The 16420-nt window shown below is 70.6% G+C and carries 12 protein-coding genes and 1 pseudogene; 11 read left to right on the top strand and 2 right to left on the bottom strand.

The window, feature by feature from the left end:
• Positions 1 to 243 precede the first annotated feature (243 nt).
• Positions 244 to 1452, bottom strand: coding sequence for an Ig-like domain-containing protein (locus tag ABZ471_RS43300; protein ID WP_359074666.1), 1209 nt, complete (start codon positions 1450 to 1452; stop codon positions 244 to 246).
• Positions 1453 to 1700: 248 nt separating this feature from the next.
• Here ABZ471_RS43300 and ABZ471_RS43295 point away from each other — a divergent pair.
• From ABZ471_RS43295 to ABZ471_RS43275, 5 genes and pseudogenes are all read left to right on the top strand, one after another.
• Positions 1701 to 1927, top strand: a pseudogene (locus tag ABZ471_RS43295) (hypothetical protein); the annotation flags it as partial.
• A gap of 90 nt (positions 1928 to 2017) precedes the next feature.
• On the top strand, positions 2018 to 2989 hold the full coding sequence (locus ABZ471_RS43290) for a nucleotidyl transferase AbiEii/AbiGii toxin family protein (RefSeq protein ID WP_359074665.1): 972 nt from the start codon (positions 2018 to 2020) through the stop codon (positions 2987 to 2989).
• Positions 2990 to 3347: 358 nt separating this feature from the next.
• Positions 3348 to 5405, top strand: coding sequence for an elongation factor G (gene fusA, locus ABZ471_RS43285; RefSeq protein ID WP_359074664.1), 2058 nt, complete (start codon positions 3348 to 3350; stop codon positions 5403 to 5405).
• A gap of 620 nt (positions 5406 to 6025) precedes the next feature.
• Positions 6026 to 7000 (top strand): hypothetical protein, encoded by a 975-nt coding sequence (locus ABZ471_RS43280; RefSeq protein WP_359074663.1) that lies wholly within the window; start codon positions 6026 to 6028, stop codon positions 6998 to 7000.
• Positions 7000 to 7866 (top strand): hypothetical protein, encoded by an 867-nt coding sequence (locus tag ABZ471_RS43275; RefSeq protein ID WP_359074662.1) that lies wholly within the window; start codon positions 7000 to 7002, stop codon positions 7864 to 7866. Before ABZ471_RS43280 ends, ABZ471_RS43275 begins: the two co-directional genes overlap by 1 nt.
• Positions 7867 to 8370: 504 nt before the next feature.
• On the opposite strand, the gene ABZ471_RS43270 is transcribed toward ABZ471_RS43275, so the two are convergent.
• Entirely contained in the window at positions 8371 to 9660 is a 1290-nt protein-coding gene (locus ABZ471_RS43270) for an ROK family protein (protein WP_359074661.1), read from the bottom strand.
• A 195-nt stretch (positions 9661 to 9855) separates the two neighbouring features.
• Here ABZ471_RS43270 and ABZ471_RS43265 point away from each other — a divergent pair, with 195 nt between their 5' ends.
• From ABZ471_RS43265 to ABZ471_RS43240, 6 genes are all read left to right on the top strand, one after another.
• On the top strand, positions 9856 to 11172 hold the full coding sequence (locus ABZ471_RS43265) for a sugar ABC transporter substrate-binding protein (RefSeq protein WP_359074660.1): 1317 nt from the start codon (positions 9856 to 9858) through the stop codon (positions 11170 to 11172).
• Positions 11173 to 11177: 5 nt separating this feature from the next.
• A complete protein-coding gene (locus ABZ471_RS43260) occupies positions 11178 to 12170 on the top strand; it encodes a sugar ABC transporter permease (RefSeq protein ID WP_359074659.1) in 993 nt (330 codons plus the stop codon).
• Positions 12163 to 13026 (top strand): carbohydrate ABC transporter permease, encoded by an 864-nt coding sequence (locus tag ABZ471_RS43255; protein WP_359074658.1) that lies wholly within the window; start codon positions 12163 to 12165, stop codon positions 13024 to 13026. Before ABZ471_RS43260 ends, ABZ471_RS43255 begins: the two co-directional genes overlap by 8 nt.
• Positions 13027 to 13055: 29 nt before the next feature.
• Complete coding sequence (locus ABZ471_RS43250) at positions 13056 to 14420, top strand: GH1 family beta-glucosidase (protein ID WP_359074657.1); 1365 nt, start codon at positions 13056 to 13058, stop codon at positions 14418 to 14420.
• 106 nt (positions 14421 to 14526) lie between these two features.
• Entirely contained in the window at positions 14527 to 15564 is a 1038-nt protein-coding gene (locus tag ABZ471_RS43245; protein WP_359074656.1) for a hypothetical protein, read from the top strand.
• Positions 15565 to 15603: 39 nt separating this feature from the next.
• Positions 15604 to 16317, top strand: coding sequence for a YcnI family protein (locus ABZ471_RS43240; RefSeq protein ID WP_359074655.1), 714 nt, complete (start codon positions 15604 to 15606; stop codon positions 16315 to 16317).
• The last annotated feature ends 103 nt before the right edge of the window (positions 16318 to 16420 follow it).

Below are 16420 nucleotides of genomic sequence, written 5' to 3'. Positions count from 1 at the left end.
ACAACGCGACGAGCACCCCGACCTGGCGGTCGGGGTGCTCGTCGCGTTGTCGTAGGCGGGTGCGTTGTGCACTGTCCGGAAGACTCTCGGTGATCCTTCGGATCTGTTGAGCGCCGAGTGGGGATCCAGAGCCTGGCAGACCACTTCTTCGCCCAGGTCTGACGCCGCAGGCGGCGGCCGACATGGTGTCGGCCGCCGCCCGGCGGAAGTGATTCAGGTTCATACGCGTGGAGTGACGTGGCGTCAGCCGGTCGCGCTGCCCGAGACCCACTCGGTCCACGGCATGTTCCAGTCGCCGAGGCCGTTGTCGGGGGCCAGCGTGGTCTTGTCGTCGGAGTTCTTGACGATCACGACGTCACCGGTCATCGAATGGTCGAAGAACCACGCGGCGGGCTGCTTGCCGTCGCCGCCGCCCCTGACGTCCTTCAGGCCCACGCAGCCGTGGCTGGTGTTGACCTTGCCGAAGGTCGAGTCGGCACCCCAGTAGTTGCCGTGGATGAACGTGCCCGAGGCGGTCAGGCGCATGGCGTGCGGTACGGCCTTGATGTCGTACGAGGGCTTGCCGTCCTTCTCCGTGAGGCCGACGCTCGCACCGTTCATATGGATCTGCCCGAACTTCTCGGAGATCACCATCTGACCGTTGTACGTCGGGTGCTCGGGGCTGCCGGACGAGATCGGGATGGTCTTGATCGTCTTGCCGTCCCGTACGACGGTCATCTGCTTCGTCCTGGCGTCGACGGTGCTGATCTGGCTCCGGCCGATCTTGAACGTGACCGTCTTCCGGATGCCGTGGCGGTTGAGCTCGACGGTGACGGTGGAGCCGGGCTGCCAGTAGCTCTCGGGGCGGAAGTCCAGGCGGTTGTCGTTGAACCAGTGTCCGACGACCTGCTGGCCGCTGCTGGAGCTGACCTGGATCTCCGACTCCACGGCGGCCTTGTCGCTGATCGCCTTGTCGAAATCGACCGTCACCGGCATGCCCACGCCGACGGTCGAGCCGTCCTCGGGGGAGAGGTGCCCGATGAAGTCGTTGGCCGGGGAGACCGTGGTGATCGTGGCGTTCCCGGTGGCGGAGCGACCCTGGGCGTCCGCGGCCTCTGCGGCGACCTGATAGCCGGTGGCTCGCTCCAGCCGGCCGTTCGGCTTCCAGGACGTGCCGTCCGCGGACACGGTGCCCGGAATCTCGGCACCGGTCGCGACGGCGGTCATGGTCACCTTGGTGAGCTTGCCGTTGCTGACGGTGACGTTGACGGGGTCGTTGATCCCGACGTTGTGGGCACCTTGCCCGGGCGTGATCTTTATCAGGGCGTCGGAAGCGTCCTGGGTGCCCGTCTGATCCGCCTGCGCCTGCGATTTCGGGTCGTTCCCGGGGGTGTCGTCGCCGGTGGCAGCGTTGCTGGTACCGCCTAGGGCCGTGAGTGCGAGCACGCCGCCGAATACGCCGGCCGCAGCCATCAGCCCGGTGCGTCGCTTACGTACCGTGATCAAACGCTTCTCCCATGCCACTGATCGTTGAATCCCTTGAGCTGGTCACCGGAGGAGTGCAACCGGTTTCAAAGAACTACTTTTACGCATTCATCCGTCCTTAGGGGAGTGAATTGTGGCGAATTCCACGCGCAGCGCGAGCGTCGGCGAGGCTCTGCTCGACGGCCGGACGGCGTGCGGTCGATCTGCTCTCGCCGATAGGTGCAGGCCAGGGCAGGGACGCCGCGATGGGTGTGGTGCCGGTCACGGGCGACAGCCCGCACAGCCGAAGGCCGCCGTCGAGGGCAGCGGCAACGCCTTCATGAACGATGTGCACGCCGCCGTCCTCGTCACCACCGTCCTGTGCGTCGTGGGTGCTCTTCTCGCCCGTCGAGGCGAGTGCCGTCGCGCGCGTCGTCCGGGAGGGCTACGTGCACGTCATCGGCGCCATGCGCGCAACCGGTGACTCTCCCTGGCTTCCGCCATGGGGTTCTTCGTCTGCCGCCCTCCTCGTCCGCGCACGCCGTTGTCGGTGGCGGACGCTACGGTCTGCCCCGTGAACGGGGAGCGAGGCGACGAGTCGGTGAGCCGGCGTGCGACTCTGGATCATGTGCTGGGTCTGATCGCGGACGCTCCCTGGAGCGGAAGCCTGGTTCTGCGCGGAAGCATGGTCATGCCGGCCTGGGTGGGAGCCGCGGCGCGTGAACCCGCCGATCTCGACTGGGTGGTCCTGGAGGACGCCGCCGGGGTCGATCCGCTGGACCCGTATCCGTACGTCGACGCGCTCGACACGGTGCAGCAGTGGCCGGAGGCCGCCGACGGCGCGGCACGGTACGAGATGTGGACGCACGAGGAGTTCGACACCGCCGGGCAGCGGCCCGTTCTCCCACCCGAGGGCCTGCACTGGCTGCCCGACGAGGACGCCGTGGAATCCGGCCCCCCGTACCTGGACCTGCTCGAACGCGTGGCGCAGCGGCCGTGGGCGGCCCCGGGTGTGTTCCTCGACGCGGGGAAGGCGCGCGTGGACGGCACGTGGACGTACACGGAGTACGACACACCAGGGGTGCGGCTGCTCATCCCCTGGCAGAGAGAAGGGGCGCCCGCGGGCGAGGTACGGCTGGACTTCGCCCGTGACGAACTGCTTCCCGAGTCCCCGGTGTGGACCCTGATACCGCGCGGCGACGGGGGAGCGCCCACCGCGGTGCGGACCGTGAGCCGGGAGCTGTCCCTGGCCTGGAAGTTGTTGTGGCTGTACACCGACAGCCGGAACGACGGCCGGGCGCAGGGCAAGGATCTGTACGACGCGGTGCTCCTCGCCGAGGGCGAGGGGGCGTCCCTTACGCCGCGCCTGCTGAGGTCGGTCTTCCGTCGTGCGGCGTGCGGGGAGGCGGACGCTCTCCGCCCGGCTGCGGTGGTGCGGTGGGACGTGGACTGGGCCGGGCTCGAGGAGAAGCACCCGTGGGTGCGGGGCACGGCGCAGGAGTGGCTGCGGCGGCTCGCCCGGGCACTGGGACCGATCGGCGCGTGAAAAAATCGGTACCCGGTCCCTGATCGGTTCCCTAGACTCGCCCTGCATCGCGCGCCGTTGTCACACTTCGGCCGCGCGTTGCGTGACCACTGACATCGAGGGGAGCCGGGCCGTGCGTGACCGTACCGTCGTCCTCTCCCCGTCGCGGTCCGAGGTGATCCTGGTGTCCTCGTCCGTCCGGTGCCCGCTGCGCGGCCGGCACCGGATGCCCGTGACGATGCTCTGACCCGTTTCGCTCCCAGCTCGCACCACACAGCTCACACCTGCCCGGCGGCGGGTGTTCGGGCCGGGTCTGTCTGCGCCTCCGCACGGGAAATCGCGCTGCCCCTTCTCCTGATCCTCAGAAAGGCCATGGGCCGTGCGCACCGACGTCAACCTTCTCGCCGCCGTCCGCAACCTCGGCATCCTCGCCCACGTCGACGCGGGCAAGACCACCGTCACCGAGCGGATCCTGTACGCGACGGGGACCACCCACCGGCGTGGCGAGGTCCACGACGGCACCACCGTCACCGACTTCGACCCCCAGGAACGCGACCGCGGCATCACCATCTTCGCCGCCGCCGTCAGCTGCGCCTGGGACGGCCACCGCGTCAACCTCATCGACACCCCGGGCCACGTCGACTTCGCCGACGAGGTCGAACGCTCGCTGCGCGTCCTGGACGGGGCGGTCGCCGTCTTCGACGCCGTCGCCGGCGTGGAGCCGCAGAGCGAGTCGGTGTGGCGGCAGGCCGACCGGCACGGCGTCCCGAGAATCGCGTTCGTCAACAAGCTGGACCGCGCGGGCGCCGACCTCGACCGGGCCGTCGCCTCCATCCGGGAGCGACTGCATCCGGCGCCGCTCGTCGTCCAGATGCCGATCGGCGCGGAAGGCGGTTTCACCGGTGTCGTGGACCTGGTGCGCATGCGGGCGCTGGTCTGGAACGACGGCAGCGAGGAACCCGCCCGCGGCCCCGTGCCCGATGCCCTGCGCGACGAGGCACTGCGCCGACGCCGGCTCCTGGAGGAGGCCGTGGCCGAACGGCACCCGGCCGCTCTGGAGGAGTTCTGCGACCGGGAGACGCTCTCCGAGGCCACCCTCGCCGCCGCCCTGCGCGACCTCACCCGCACCGGCGACGGTGTGGTCGTGCTGTGCGGTTCCGCCTACCGCAACCGCGGCATCGAACCGCTGCTGGACGCGGTGGTGGCCTACCTGCCGTCGCCGCTGGACGTGCCCGCCGTACGCGGTGTCCACCAGGGCACCGAACAGGGGCGGGCCGCCGATCCCGAGGCGCCGTTCGCGGCGCTCGCGTTCAAGGTGAACGCGGGCAGCACCGGGCGCCTGACCTATGTGCGCGTCTACTCGGGCACGATCGCGAAGGGAGACACCGTGTGGGACCCCGGTACCGGGCGCACCGAACGCGCCGCGCGCATCCTGCGGGTCATGGCGGACCGGCACGCCCAGCTGGACCGGGCGGTCGCCGGGGACATCGTCGCGCTCGCGGGCCTGAAGTCGGCGCGGGCCGGTTCGACCCTGTGCGATCCCGGCGCCCCGCTGCTGCTGGAACCGCCCGTCGTCGCCGAGCCCGTGGTGTCGGTCGCCGTCGAGGCGCGCCGTAGTACGGACACCGGCCGGCTGGCGACGGCGCTGGCACGGCTCGCGGAGGAGGACCCCTCGCTGGTGGTGCGCACCGACGGCGAGACCGGGCAGACCGTGCTGTCCGGGATGGGCGAACTGCACCTGGAGGTCGCGGTGGAGAAGATCCGCGGGGACGGCGGACCGGAGGTCACCGTGGGCCGTCCGAGGGTCGCGCACCGCGAGACCGTCGTGCGCGGGGTGAGCGGACGGGTCCACCGGCACGTCAAACAGGACGGCGGGGCAGGTCAGTTCGCGCATGTCGTCCTCGACGTCGAGCCGCTCGGGGCCGAAGTCGGGGCGACGGGCTTCGAGTTCCGGTCCGTCGTGGTCGGCGGACGGGTGCCCCAGGAGTACGTGCGTGCGGTCGAGGCCGGCTGCCGGGACGCCCTGGCCGAGGGGCCGCTCGGCGGACACCCGGTGACCGGTCTGCGGGTCACGCTGACCGACGGCTCGACCCATGTGAAGGACTCCTCCGACACGGCGTTCCGCACCGCCGGCCGGCTGGGACTGCGCGAGGCGCTGCGCGCCTGCGCGATGGCCCTGCTGGAACCGGTGGCCGACGTCACGGTCACCGTGCCCGAGGACACGGTCGGCGGCGTGCTCGGCGATCTGGCCGCCCGGCGCGGGCGGGTCACCGGCTCCGAGAGCCGGGGCGGCGCGGCGGTGCTGACGGCCACGGTGCCGCTGGCCGAACTGTTCGGCTACGCAACGCGGTTGCGCAGCCGGACCCAGGGGCGGGGCACCTTCACCACCCGCCCCGCGGGCTACGCGCCGGCGGCGCGGGCGGTGCCGGTCCGGTAGACGGTGATGCTCTCACGCCGTTGCGTGAGACGGCCTGCCGGTTCACGTCGTCATCGGGAGTGGCCCGTCGTGTTCGTCACGGACACGACGGGCCACGTGCGGGACCTCCCCATGGCAGGGGGTCCGTTCGAGCAGGGCCGAACCCGCTCGTCCCAGCTGGCACACGGGCCGTATGTCCGCGGAACCACTTGTCGTACGCGGAATGACGGAACGAGGTTCAGGCGCCCTGGGGGAAGGGGCCGGATGCTCCCCCTTGCGCGCTTGTCACGTTCACCGCATGCCTGCCGCACGATTCGGCATCGTCCGAGACGAGGGATGCCGACCGGTCACCTGCGTTGTCAATACACGGGCACCGGCGGACAAGAGCAAAGAAGCGTACGCGCCGGCTCTCCGTACAGGAGTGACTTGAGTTCTTTCGTGGGATTTATAGAAGTGTTGACGGAATGCGGAAGAAACGAGTAGAAGTGACATCCCAAAGAATGCGGCTTGCCCGACCTGAAAAATCACGAGCATGCCGCTCGGTATCTCGCTCCGAAGAGCGGTGAACGTAAGGGAGAAAAGTGTCTGTAGAAATCTACGACCTTTCGGATGAATCGTCTCCGCAATCCGAAGGACACCGGATGTCCCGCGTGCGTCGCGCTCTTCGGGAGAGCACCAAGTTCACTGATGAGCGAGCTGTCGCGAATCCCGAGGTGGCAATCAAGGAGCAGCTGGCGGCCGACAGCCGGCACACGGAGATGCGCGTCGAGAAGGCCCAGGAGTTCATCGGCGGCCTGGTACTTCCGAACGAAGGTCCCCTCGTGGCCCCGGGCCTCCGGCTCGTTCCCGCCGCCGTGGCCCGGACCCTGAACCTGGACACGGTGGCAGACAACCCCGACGACTCCCTCGACGACATCGTGCTGGACGAGCCGACCACCGCTCCGGTCGCCGCAGTGGACGGCAACATCGTTGCGACCTTCGTCGACGGAATCAGGGGACAGCACATCTTCGATGTTCTGGACTCCTGCCTTCTGGCCCAGCTGGTCGCCAACGGAAAGTGCGACCGTGAGAGCCAGCCCGTGGCGTGGACCAGGTATTACGGCCGGGTGCTTGAGCAGGTGGCATGGGTCGTGCCGGCGTTCGACTTCTTCGGGATCCGCTCCGAGGCGGGCCGATTCAGCATGAGTGCGGCTCTCCTCAAGGTGATCTCCGGCATCATGACTGCCGGACAGATCGACCTCGTCTCGGGAGCGATCGAAATGATGCAGGGCCTTCCGGCCGACGACCGCCGCCTGCAGATCTTTCGGCACAACTCGGTGGAAGCAAACGCGGGGAACTTCCAAGTGGATTCCGTCGGCGAGTCCCAGAACGGGATGGTCTCGCTCAAGCTCTGCGCGTTCAATTTCCGCACCAGTGAGAACGTGACGGATGTGCTGTGGTGGCGTTTCAGCAGTCAAGCCACCCTGCTCCAGGCGACGCGAACGACATTTGTGCTCAACACGCACATATACGATCGGATCCGTGACGCCGTCAGTGCCAAACTCGGAGACCGCGCCCAGAAGTTCATCGCAGGCCTTCCCGACTTCTCGGACGAGGAGGGTGGAGGCGACCGCTGATGCCGGACCCGCACCAGCACAAGGATCCGGCAGACGCGGCCCGCGTCGAGGCGGCGGCCGAAGACGGAAGGCGGGTCGACGAGACGAGGGTCTCGGAGACCTTGAGCGCCCTGCGCGAGCTCGATGTGGGTCCTGAGCCGGCGCAGTCCAAGGGGTTCGGCACCGAGGAGGCCGGCGCCGCAGTCGCCGCCGCCCTCGTTTCCGTCACCTCGAGGGTTTCCTCGCAGCATGTCCAGGATGTCTTCCGCAGCCTGCTCCTGGCTCAACTTGCCGCCACCGCGAAAGCGGACCGCCTCGCCGAACCCGCAGTCTGGTACAAGTACCACCAGTCAACGCTCGAGCAGATCGGGTGGGTGGCATCGCAGAGCACCGTATTCACGGCATACTCCCCGTCGACGGTTCCGTACACCATCACCACCGTCGTCACGGACCTGATGGAGTCCGTGACCACGGCGGGTGAGGCGGAGCTCGTCCGTCGCACTCTCCGGTCCTTCACCGGTGACTCGAGCGAACCCGCGCAATTCGTATGGGAATGCCCGAGTCACGCGGGCGGCAAGGGGAACTTCCAATTCGCCCTGGCGTCGGAAGGGTCCGGTGGATCCGGCCTGATGCTCCGGGTGGGTCGGTTCTCCTTCACCACCAGGAAGTACGTGACACGCCTCAGCAAGGAACGCTTCGAGTCGGACGCCCGGTTCCAGAGATCCCTCGTCACCCTGGTCCTCGACGAACGGGTGCACGCCCGGCTGCGAGAGGCCGTAGCGGCGAAACTCGGGAACCGAGCGGACGGAATGGTCGCCGGCATCGACCTCGTGCGGCTCGAAGACGCCGATCAGGGACGGGACGATGTCCGGCCGGGGCGCATGTGACGGCCCGGTCCGGCGTCGCTCCCACCGCAGCCGGCGGGTGACGACCCGAGCGGGTCACCGGCACGCTGCCGGTCGCCCCGGCTGACCACTGCGTCACCGGGGCCCGCGGTGATCCCATGGACGAGAAGACCGGATCGCGCTCGTGGTCCGGTGGCCGCGCCACAGGCCGGCCGCGTCGCGCAGCATCGGAACGCGTGGTGGTGTCCGGCCCGCGGTGACGGCGAGCGCGGACGCCGCGCCGGCCAGGGCCGCCTGCACAGGGCCGCCTGCACAGGGCCGACCGGCGGCCGTCGCCCACGGCACCAAGGTGGTCGCCGGTCGGCCCGCCGTTGTCTCGTTCCGGGCGCCGGGCAGATCGCCCGGTGGGGGCTTCCGGCCCGTGGAAGCGCGACCGCCACCTGGCTGCCCCGTGCCGTGTGCGCACCGTGAGGCAGCCGGTACCGTTCGCGCGGTCGCTTCCTCGGACGAACCGTGCGTCCGACGCCGCCCACGGAGGCGGCCTGTTCAGACCGACCGCCCGTCCGGTGCGGTCCGCCAGGCCGGTGAGGGCACCGTCCGGGCCGCGGGTCGTGGCCGGTGCCCGCCGCGTGCGAAGAACGCGGCCAGGGGGAGGACCGCCGCGCCCACGGTGACCGCGTCCGGGCCGAGGCGGCCCAGGCCGATGCGGACGCGGCCCGCGGGGAAGCGGAGGGCCTGGGCGAGGGCGTGGCCGCGGACCTCGTCCAGAAAGCCGCCGCCGAGCCGGAGGCCCGCCCAGCCGCCGATCAGGACGCGTTCTGGCTGGAAGAGGTTGATCAGGTCGGACAGGCCGGCGCCCAGGTACTCGGCGGTCTCGGCGAGGACGGCCGCCGCCACCGGATCGGGCGTGCGGCCGCCCACGGGGCGGGCCGCGGCGAGCAGTTCGGTCAGGGCCCGCTCCTCGCCGGCTCCGGCCGACGGCCTCCCGCCCGCCTCCCGCCAGCGTGCCACCAGCGCCTCCGCGCCCGCGTACGCCTCCAGGCAGCCCAGGGCGCCGCACCGGCACCGGCGCCCGCCGACCCGTACCGTCAGATGCCCCCACTCCACCGCCCGCCCCTGTGCCGCCTCCTCGGTGACCACGCAGGCGCCGACGCCGGAGCCGAAGAGCACGACCACGGCGTTGCTCGCGCCGCGGCCGGCGCCGAACCACATCTCTGCCTGCCCCAGGGTCTTGGCGCCGTTGTCGATGAAGTACCGGACGTGCGGCGGGAGTCGGCCGGTGCGGCGGAGCAGCTGTTCCAGCGGGACCGCGTCCCAGCCGATCGTCTGGCCGTGGACGACCGCTCCCTGATCGCCGGTGTCCTCGATGATGCCGGGGACGCCGATGCCGACGCCGAGCAGGCCGTCGGGGGAGGCGCCGGCCGTGCGGAGCACTTCGGCGACTCCCTCGTGCACATGGCCGGCGACGGCGTCGACGTCGTAGCCGCGTGGGCCGAGGGGGCGCTCCGCGCGGGCCAGTTCGGTGAGGTCGAGGTTGAGCAGTTCCACGCGGACGCGGGTCTCGCCGACGTCCACCCCTATGAGCCGGCCGCTGTCGGGTCGTATGCGCAGCAGCCGACGGGGGCGGCCGGCGTCGGAGCCGACGCTGCCCGCCTCCTCCACCAGACCGTCGGCGAGCAGTTCGGCGACGACGTTGCTGACGGAGCCCGAACTCAGCCCGGTCGCCGGGCCGAGCGCCTGCCGGCTCGTCGGGCCGTCGAAATACAACCGTTGCAGAACGGCGCTCCGGCTCTCCCGCCGCAGGTCACGCACCGTGCGGCCGCCCAGCCCCGCCATCCGACCTCCCTGGTTCGCGTGCTCTTGCGGCCCGCCGGACCGGACACCGATGTCGGATCCCTTGACGAGCGTTTCTCCCGAGGTTTAACTCACATCCTAAATTAAGCCATGAGGGGCTTCGGGGGCCGAACGGGATGTCGGCTTCGGCGAGCGGCCCCGAAGGGTCTCGACTCCCGGAAAGGGACACCAGGAGCCATGCGCAGCATCCGAGCCGCGGCCGTAGGCGCCGTCACCCTGTCTCTCGCCCTCGCGGCCACGGCCTGCGGAGGCGGTTCGTCGAACGGCGGCGGGTCCGACGACTCGCCGAAGACGCTGACGTACTGGGCCTCCAACCAGGGTGCCAGCGTAGAGATCGACAAGCAGGTCCTGCAGCCCGAACTCGACAAGTTCGAGAAGCAGTCGGGCATCAAGGTGAAACTGGAGGTCGTGCCCTGGTCCGACCTGCTCAACCGGATCCTCACCGCGACCACTTCCGGTCAGGGCCCGGACGTGCTGAACATCGGCAACACCTGGAGCGCCTCCCTCCAGGCCACCGGCGCGCTGCTGCCGTGGGACACGAAGAACTTCGACGCGATCGGCGGCAGGGACCGGTTCCTCGACTCCGCGCTGGCCTCGACGGGCGTCCAGGGCAAGGACCCGGCGGCCGTGCCCCTGTACGCGATGGCGTACGGGCTCTACTACAACAAGAAGATCTTCGCCGACGCGGGCATCGGCAAGCCGCCCGCCACCTGGGACGAACTGGTCGCCGACGGCCAGAAGATCAAGGCGAAGGGCAAGTCGCCCCTCGGCGCCGAGGGCGCGAACGTCTCGGAGAACGTCCACCACGTCTTCGTCTTCGCCAAACAGCACGGCGCCGACTTCTTCACGGCCGACGGCAAGCCCGACTTCACGAGCGACAAGGTGGTCGCCGCGGTCCAGCAGTACGTCGACCTGATGGCCGAGGACAAGGTCATCCCGACCGGGAACGCCGAGTACGCGCAGAACCAGTCGGTGAGCGACTTCGCCAAGGGCAAGCAGGCGATGCTGCTGTGGCAGTCCGCCGCCGCCAACCTCAAGTCCCAGGGCATGAGCGAGGACGCCTACGGCGTCGCCCCCGTACCCGTGCAGTCCGGCACCCCCGGCACCGGCACCCGGATCAACTCGATGGCCGCGGGCATCAACGTCGCCGTCTTCGGGAACAGCCACAACCTCGACGGCGCCCGGCAGTTCGTGAAGTTCCTGACCGGCGACGACGAGCAGAAGGTCCTCAACAAGGCCTACAGCACGATCCCGCCGGTCAAGTCCGCGCAGAGCGACGCCGCGTTCGACACCCCGGCCTTCGCCGTCCCGAAGGAGACCCTGGCCACCAGCTCCGCCCCGCTGCCGCAGGTCGCCTCCGAGTCGCAGTTCGAGACGGTGGTCGGCACGGCGGTGAAGGACCTGTTCGCGGATGCCGCCGCCGGACGCGCGGTCACCACCGACTCCGTCAAGGCGAAGCTGGAGAAGGCCCAGCAGCAGATGCCGGCGGCCTGAGCGCGATGACCACGACCACCACCGCCGTCACGGAGCCGGTGCGTGCGGCCTCCCCCGGTGCGGCGCGCGGCCCGCGCCGCACCGGGCGGATCCGGCGCGTCGGTCTGCCGTACCTGCTCCTCCTGCCCGCCCTGCTCCTCGAACTCCTCGTCCATCTGGTGCCGATGGTCATCGGCATCGTGATGAGCTTCAAGGAACTCACCCAGTTCTACATCCGCGACTGGGGGAGCGCCCCCTGGTCCGGCCTCGGCAACTACCGGGTGTCGGTGGACTTCGACGCCCCCGTCGGCGAGGCGCTGCTGCACTCCTTCTTCGTCACCGTCGGCTTCACCCTGCTGTCGGTCGGCCTGTGCTGGCTGATCGGCACCGCCGCCGCGGTCTTCATGCAGGACACCTTCCGCGGCCGCGGCCTGCTGCGCGCCCTGTTCCTGGTGCCGTACGCGCTGCCCGTCTACGCGGCCGTCATCACCTGGGTGTTCATGTTCCAGCACGACAACGGCCTGGTGAACCACGTCCTGCACGACCAGCTGCACCTCACCGACAAGCCCTCCTTCTGGCTCATCGGCGACAACAGCTTCTACGCCCTGCTGACCGTGTCGGTGTGGAAGGGCTGGCCGTTCGCCTTCCTCATCGTGACGGCCGGACTGCAGAACATCCCGAAGGAGCTGTACGAGGCGGCCGCGCTGGACGGCGCCGGGATGTGGCAGCAGATCCGCCGCATCACCCTGCCCTCGCTCCGGCCGGTCAACCAGGTGCTGGTCCTGGTGCTGTTCCTGTGGACGTTCAACGACTTCAACACGCCGTACGTCCTGTTCGGCAAGGCCGCCCCCGAGGCCGCCGACCTCATCTCGGTCCACATCTACCAGGCCTCCTTCGTCACCTGGAACTTCGGCACCGGCTCCGCCATGTCCGTCCTGCTGCTGCTCTTCCTGCTGGTCGTGACCGGCGCGTACCTCCTGTTCACCTCGCGCGGACGGAGGGCGGCCGCCGATGTCTAGCTCCCACGGCTCCCCGACGGCCCCGCCGCGCTCCTTCCTGTGGTCCCGGCGGATCTTCCTCACCCTGCTCACCGGCTTCGTGCTGGTGCCGGTGTACGTGATGGTCTCCAGCTCGCTGAAGCCCCTCGCGGACGTCACGGGCGAGTTCCGCTGGCTGCCGAGCGGGCTGACCGTCCGCCCCTACATCGACATCTGGTCGACGGTCCCGCTCGCGAAGTACTTCGTGAACTCGCTGATCGTGGCGGGCGCGGCGACGATCTGCTCGGTGGTCATCGCCGTGTTCGCCGCCTACGCCGTCAGCCGCTACGACTTCCGCGGCAAGCGCGTGTTCACGGTCACCGTCCTGTCGACGCAGATGTTCCCGGGCATCCTCTTCCTCCTCCCGCTCTTCCTCCTCTACGTCAACATCGGCAACGCCACCGGCATCGCCCTGTTCGGCTCGCGCGGCGGCCTGGTCCTGACGTACCTGACCTTCTCCCTCCCCTTCTCCATCTGGATGCTGATCGGCTACTTCGACTCCGTGCCGCGCGACCTGGACGAGGCGGCGCTGGTGGACGGCTGCGGCCCGCTCGGCGCGCTGCTCAGGATCGTCGTACCGGCCGCGATCCCCGGCATCGTCGCCGTCGCCGTGTACGCCTTCATGACCGCGTGGGGCGAGGTGCTCTTCGCGTCCGTCATGACCGACGACACCACCCGCACCCTCGCCGTCGGCCTCCAGGGCTACTCCACCCTCAACAACGTCTACTGGAACCAGATCATGGCCGCCTCGCTCGTCGTCAGCGTGCCCGTGGTGGCCGGCTTCCTCCTCCTCCAGCGCTATCTCGTCGCCGGTCTGACGGCGGGCGCCGTCAAGTGACCGACACCTTGTACTCCGAAGGGACTTCCGTGTCCGAACGCATCGACCTCGCCGCACTCCCGGACGACTTCCTGTGGGGCACGGCGACAGCGGCGTACCAGATCGAAGGGGCCGTCGCCGAGGACGGCCGTTCACCGTCGATCTGGGACACCTTCTCGCACACCCCGGGGAAGATCGCGAACAACGACAACGGCGACGTCGCCTGCGACCACTACCACCGCTGGCGCGCGGACATCGGTCTGATGCGGCAACTCGGCGTCAACGCCTACCGGTTGTCCGTCGCCTGGCCGCGGGTGCACCCCGGCGGGGACGGTCCGTCGAACCCCAAGGGCCTCGCCTTCTACGACGAGTTGACGGACGGCCTGCTGGAGGCGGGCATCACCCCGTCCGTCACCCTCTACCACTGGGACCTGCCGCAGACGCTGCAGGACCGCGGGGGCTGGCCGGAGCGGGCGACCGCCCTCGCGTTCGCCGAGTACGCCTCGACCGTCGCCGAACGCCTCGGTGACCGCGTGGGCCTCTGGGCGACCCTCAACGAACCCTCCTGCTCGGCCTGGATCGGCCATCTGGAGGGCAAGATGGCCCCCGGCTGGACCGACCTGAGCGCCGCCGTACGCGCCTCCTACCACCTGCTCCTCGGCCACGGCCTCGCCACGCAGGCGATCCGCGCAGCCGCCCCGGGTGCGCAGGTCGGCATCGTCAACAACCTCTCCACCGTGCACGCCGCCACCGACCGCCCCGAGGACCTGGCGGCCGCCCGCCGCCACGACGGCCATGTGAACCGCTGGTGGCTCGACCCGGTGCACGGCCGCGGCTTCCCCGCCGACATGGTCGAGACGTACGGCGTCGAACTCCCCGAGCAGCCGGGCGACTCGCAGACCATCGCGGCCCCGCTGGACTGGCTGGGACTGAACTACTACTTCCCGGCGTACGTCGCCGACGACCCCGACGGCCCCGCCCCCCGCGTCCGTTCCGTGCGCCGCCCGGACGTCCCGCGCACCGGCATGGACTGGGAGATCGACGCGAGCGGCATCGAGACGCTGCTGCTGCGCCTCACCGAGGAGTACGGCGCCCGGAAGATCCACGTCACCGAGAACGGCTCGGCCTTCCCGGACGTGGTCCATCCCTACGGCACCGTCGACGACCCGGAGCGCCAGGACTACCTGGAGCAGCACCTCGCCGCCTGCGCCTCGGCGGCCCGCAAGGGCGCCCCGCTGGCCGGCTACTTCGCCTGGTCGCTGCTGGACAACTTCGAGTGGGCGTACGGCTACGCCAAGCGCTTCGGCCTCGTCCACGTCGACTACCGCACCCAGGTGCGCACGATCAAGGGCAGCGGACACCGGTACGCGGACATCGTCCGCGCCCACCGCGGCCGGACGCGCCGGGCCGCCTGAGTCCGGCCCGGACGACCGGTGGGTGCGGGTGCGGGATCCCGCACCCACCGGTTACCGGCGGCGGGAGTCCGGCGCCGTCGCCCGCCTTGATGCATAGGCTCTGCAAGTGCATGAGTTCAGCATCAGGACCGCAACCCCCCACGACCTCGACGGTGCCCGCTCCGTCATGCTCGACACCGTCCACCGGGACTTCGGCAGCGGATACGTGCCCCGGTGGCAGGCGGAACCCGTGGCCCGCGCCTGGCTGCCCGACCTCGCCGAGAACGGCAGGCTCGGCCTGTACACCGCCGCCCTGTCCTCGGTCTCCGGCCTGATCGTGCTGCTCGGCAGCGCCGCCTCGGGCGCGCTCCTCGACGCCGGGCTGCCGCCCGCCGTGCGTGGCTGGTCCTGGCCGCCGTTCCGGCCGCGGCGGTGCTGGTCCTGCCGCGACCTGCGCGGTGACCGAACAGGCCGTCGGCACACCATGTATGACCCGGTCGTGGGAGGATCCCTCACCATGAGCGCGTCGCCGGCCGTGAGGAGCCTGCGTGCCGCGGTGTTCGCCGCGGTGTGCGTGCTGCTCGCTGCCGCCGGGCACGGCCTCGCCACGGGTGCCGTGCCGCCGCTGTGGGCCGACGCCGCCGCCCTCCTGGTCGTGTTCGTGCCCGCCTGTGCGCTCGGCGGACGGGAGCGGTCGCTGCCCGGCATCGGCGCGGCCATGCTCCTCACCCAGGCGGGCCTGCACCTCGCCTTCGACGCGGCCGGGCGGACCACCGGTCCGGGCCGTACGCACCTCATGAGCAGGACAGCAGCTGTGCCGGGGCACACCATGGCCGCCATCCCGGGCCACGGCACGGCGGCGATGCACGCCCACGCGACGGCCCACGCCGCCACCGTCCACGCCCACGCCATGGCCGCGCACCTCCTTGCCGCCCTCGTCGCTTCCTGGTGGCTGAGGCGGGGCGAGGCCGCGCTGTGGTCGCTGCTGCGCCGCGCCGTCGCGCTCGTTCCGGGCCTCGTCGCCTGGTGGCGGGGCGCCCCGCTGCCCCTCCCGGCCGGGCGCGCCCCGAGCGTCCCGGTCGGCCCTGCGCCGCCCCGCCGCACCGCGCTGCGGCACGCGGTGAGCCGTCGCGGACCCCCGGCCCCGATCCCGTACCCGGTCTGACCACCCGCACACGCCACTCGTACGGAGATCCACTCACCCATGTCCACGACACGTACCGCCCTGCGCCGCGCCGCGGCCGTCACCGCCCTGACCGCCGCCGGACTCCTCGCCGCGGCCGGCGTCGCCTCCGCGCACGTCACCGTCCACCCGGACAGCTACGCCAAGGGAGCCACGGACGGTGTGCTGACCTTCCGCGTCCCCAACGAGGAGGACACCGCCTCGACCACCGAGGTGCAGGTCTTCCTGCCCACCGACCACCCCGTCCTCGGGGTCCTGGTCCACCCGCAGGACGGCTGGACCGCCAAGGTGACCACCACCAAGCTCAGGACGCCGGTCAAGACCGACGACGGCACCATCACCGACGCGGTCTCCGCGATCACCTGGACCGGCGGGAAGATCGGCGCCGGACAGTACGAGGACTTCGACGTCGCCTTCGGCCAGTTGCCCGAGGACACCGGCCGGTTGACGTTCAAGACGCTGCAGACCTACTCCGACGGCAAGGTCGTCCGCTGGATCGAGGAACCGAGCGGAGGGGACGAGCCGGAGAACCCGGCGCCCGCGCTCAAGCTCACGGCCGGCGCGCGGACGACGGCCCCGGCGGCGTCGAAGAGCAGCGGCACCGGTACCGCCGAGGCTGCGGACGCGAGCGACTCCACGGCCCGCGGGCTGGGCGTCGCAGGTCTCGTGGTCGGCGTACTGGGCCTGGCCGCGGCGGCCTTCGCCCTCGTGCGAAGCCGCTCCGCACGGTCGTAACCGCCGGCGGACGCACGCAAGGGCCCGGACCGGCAGTCGGTCCGGGCCCTTCCCACTGTCCCGGGCGCCCTCAGCGGCCCGCCAGCTCCAGCAGCCTCGGCTC

Origin of the sequence: Streptomyces sp. NPDC005728, from assembly GCF_040630895.1 — a bacterium.
Taxonomy (GTDB): Bacteria; Actinomycetota; Actinomycetes; order Streptomycetales; family Streptomycetaceae; genus Streptomyces.
This window is presented reverse-complemented; position numbering and strand designations above follow the sequence as displayed.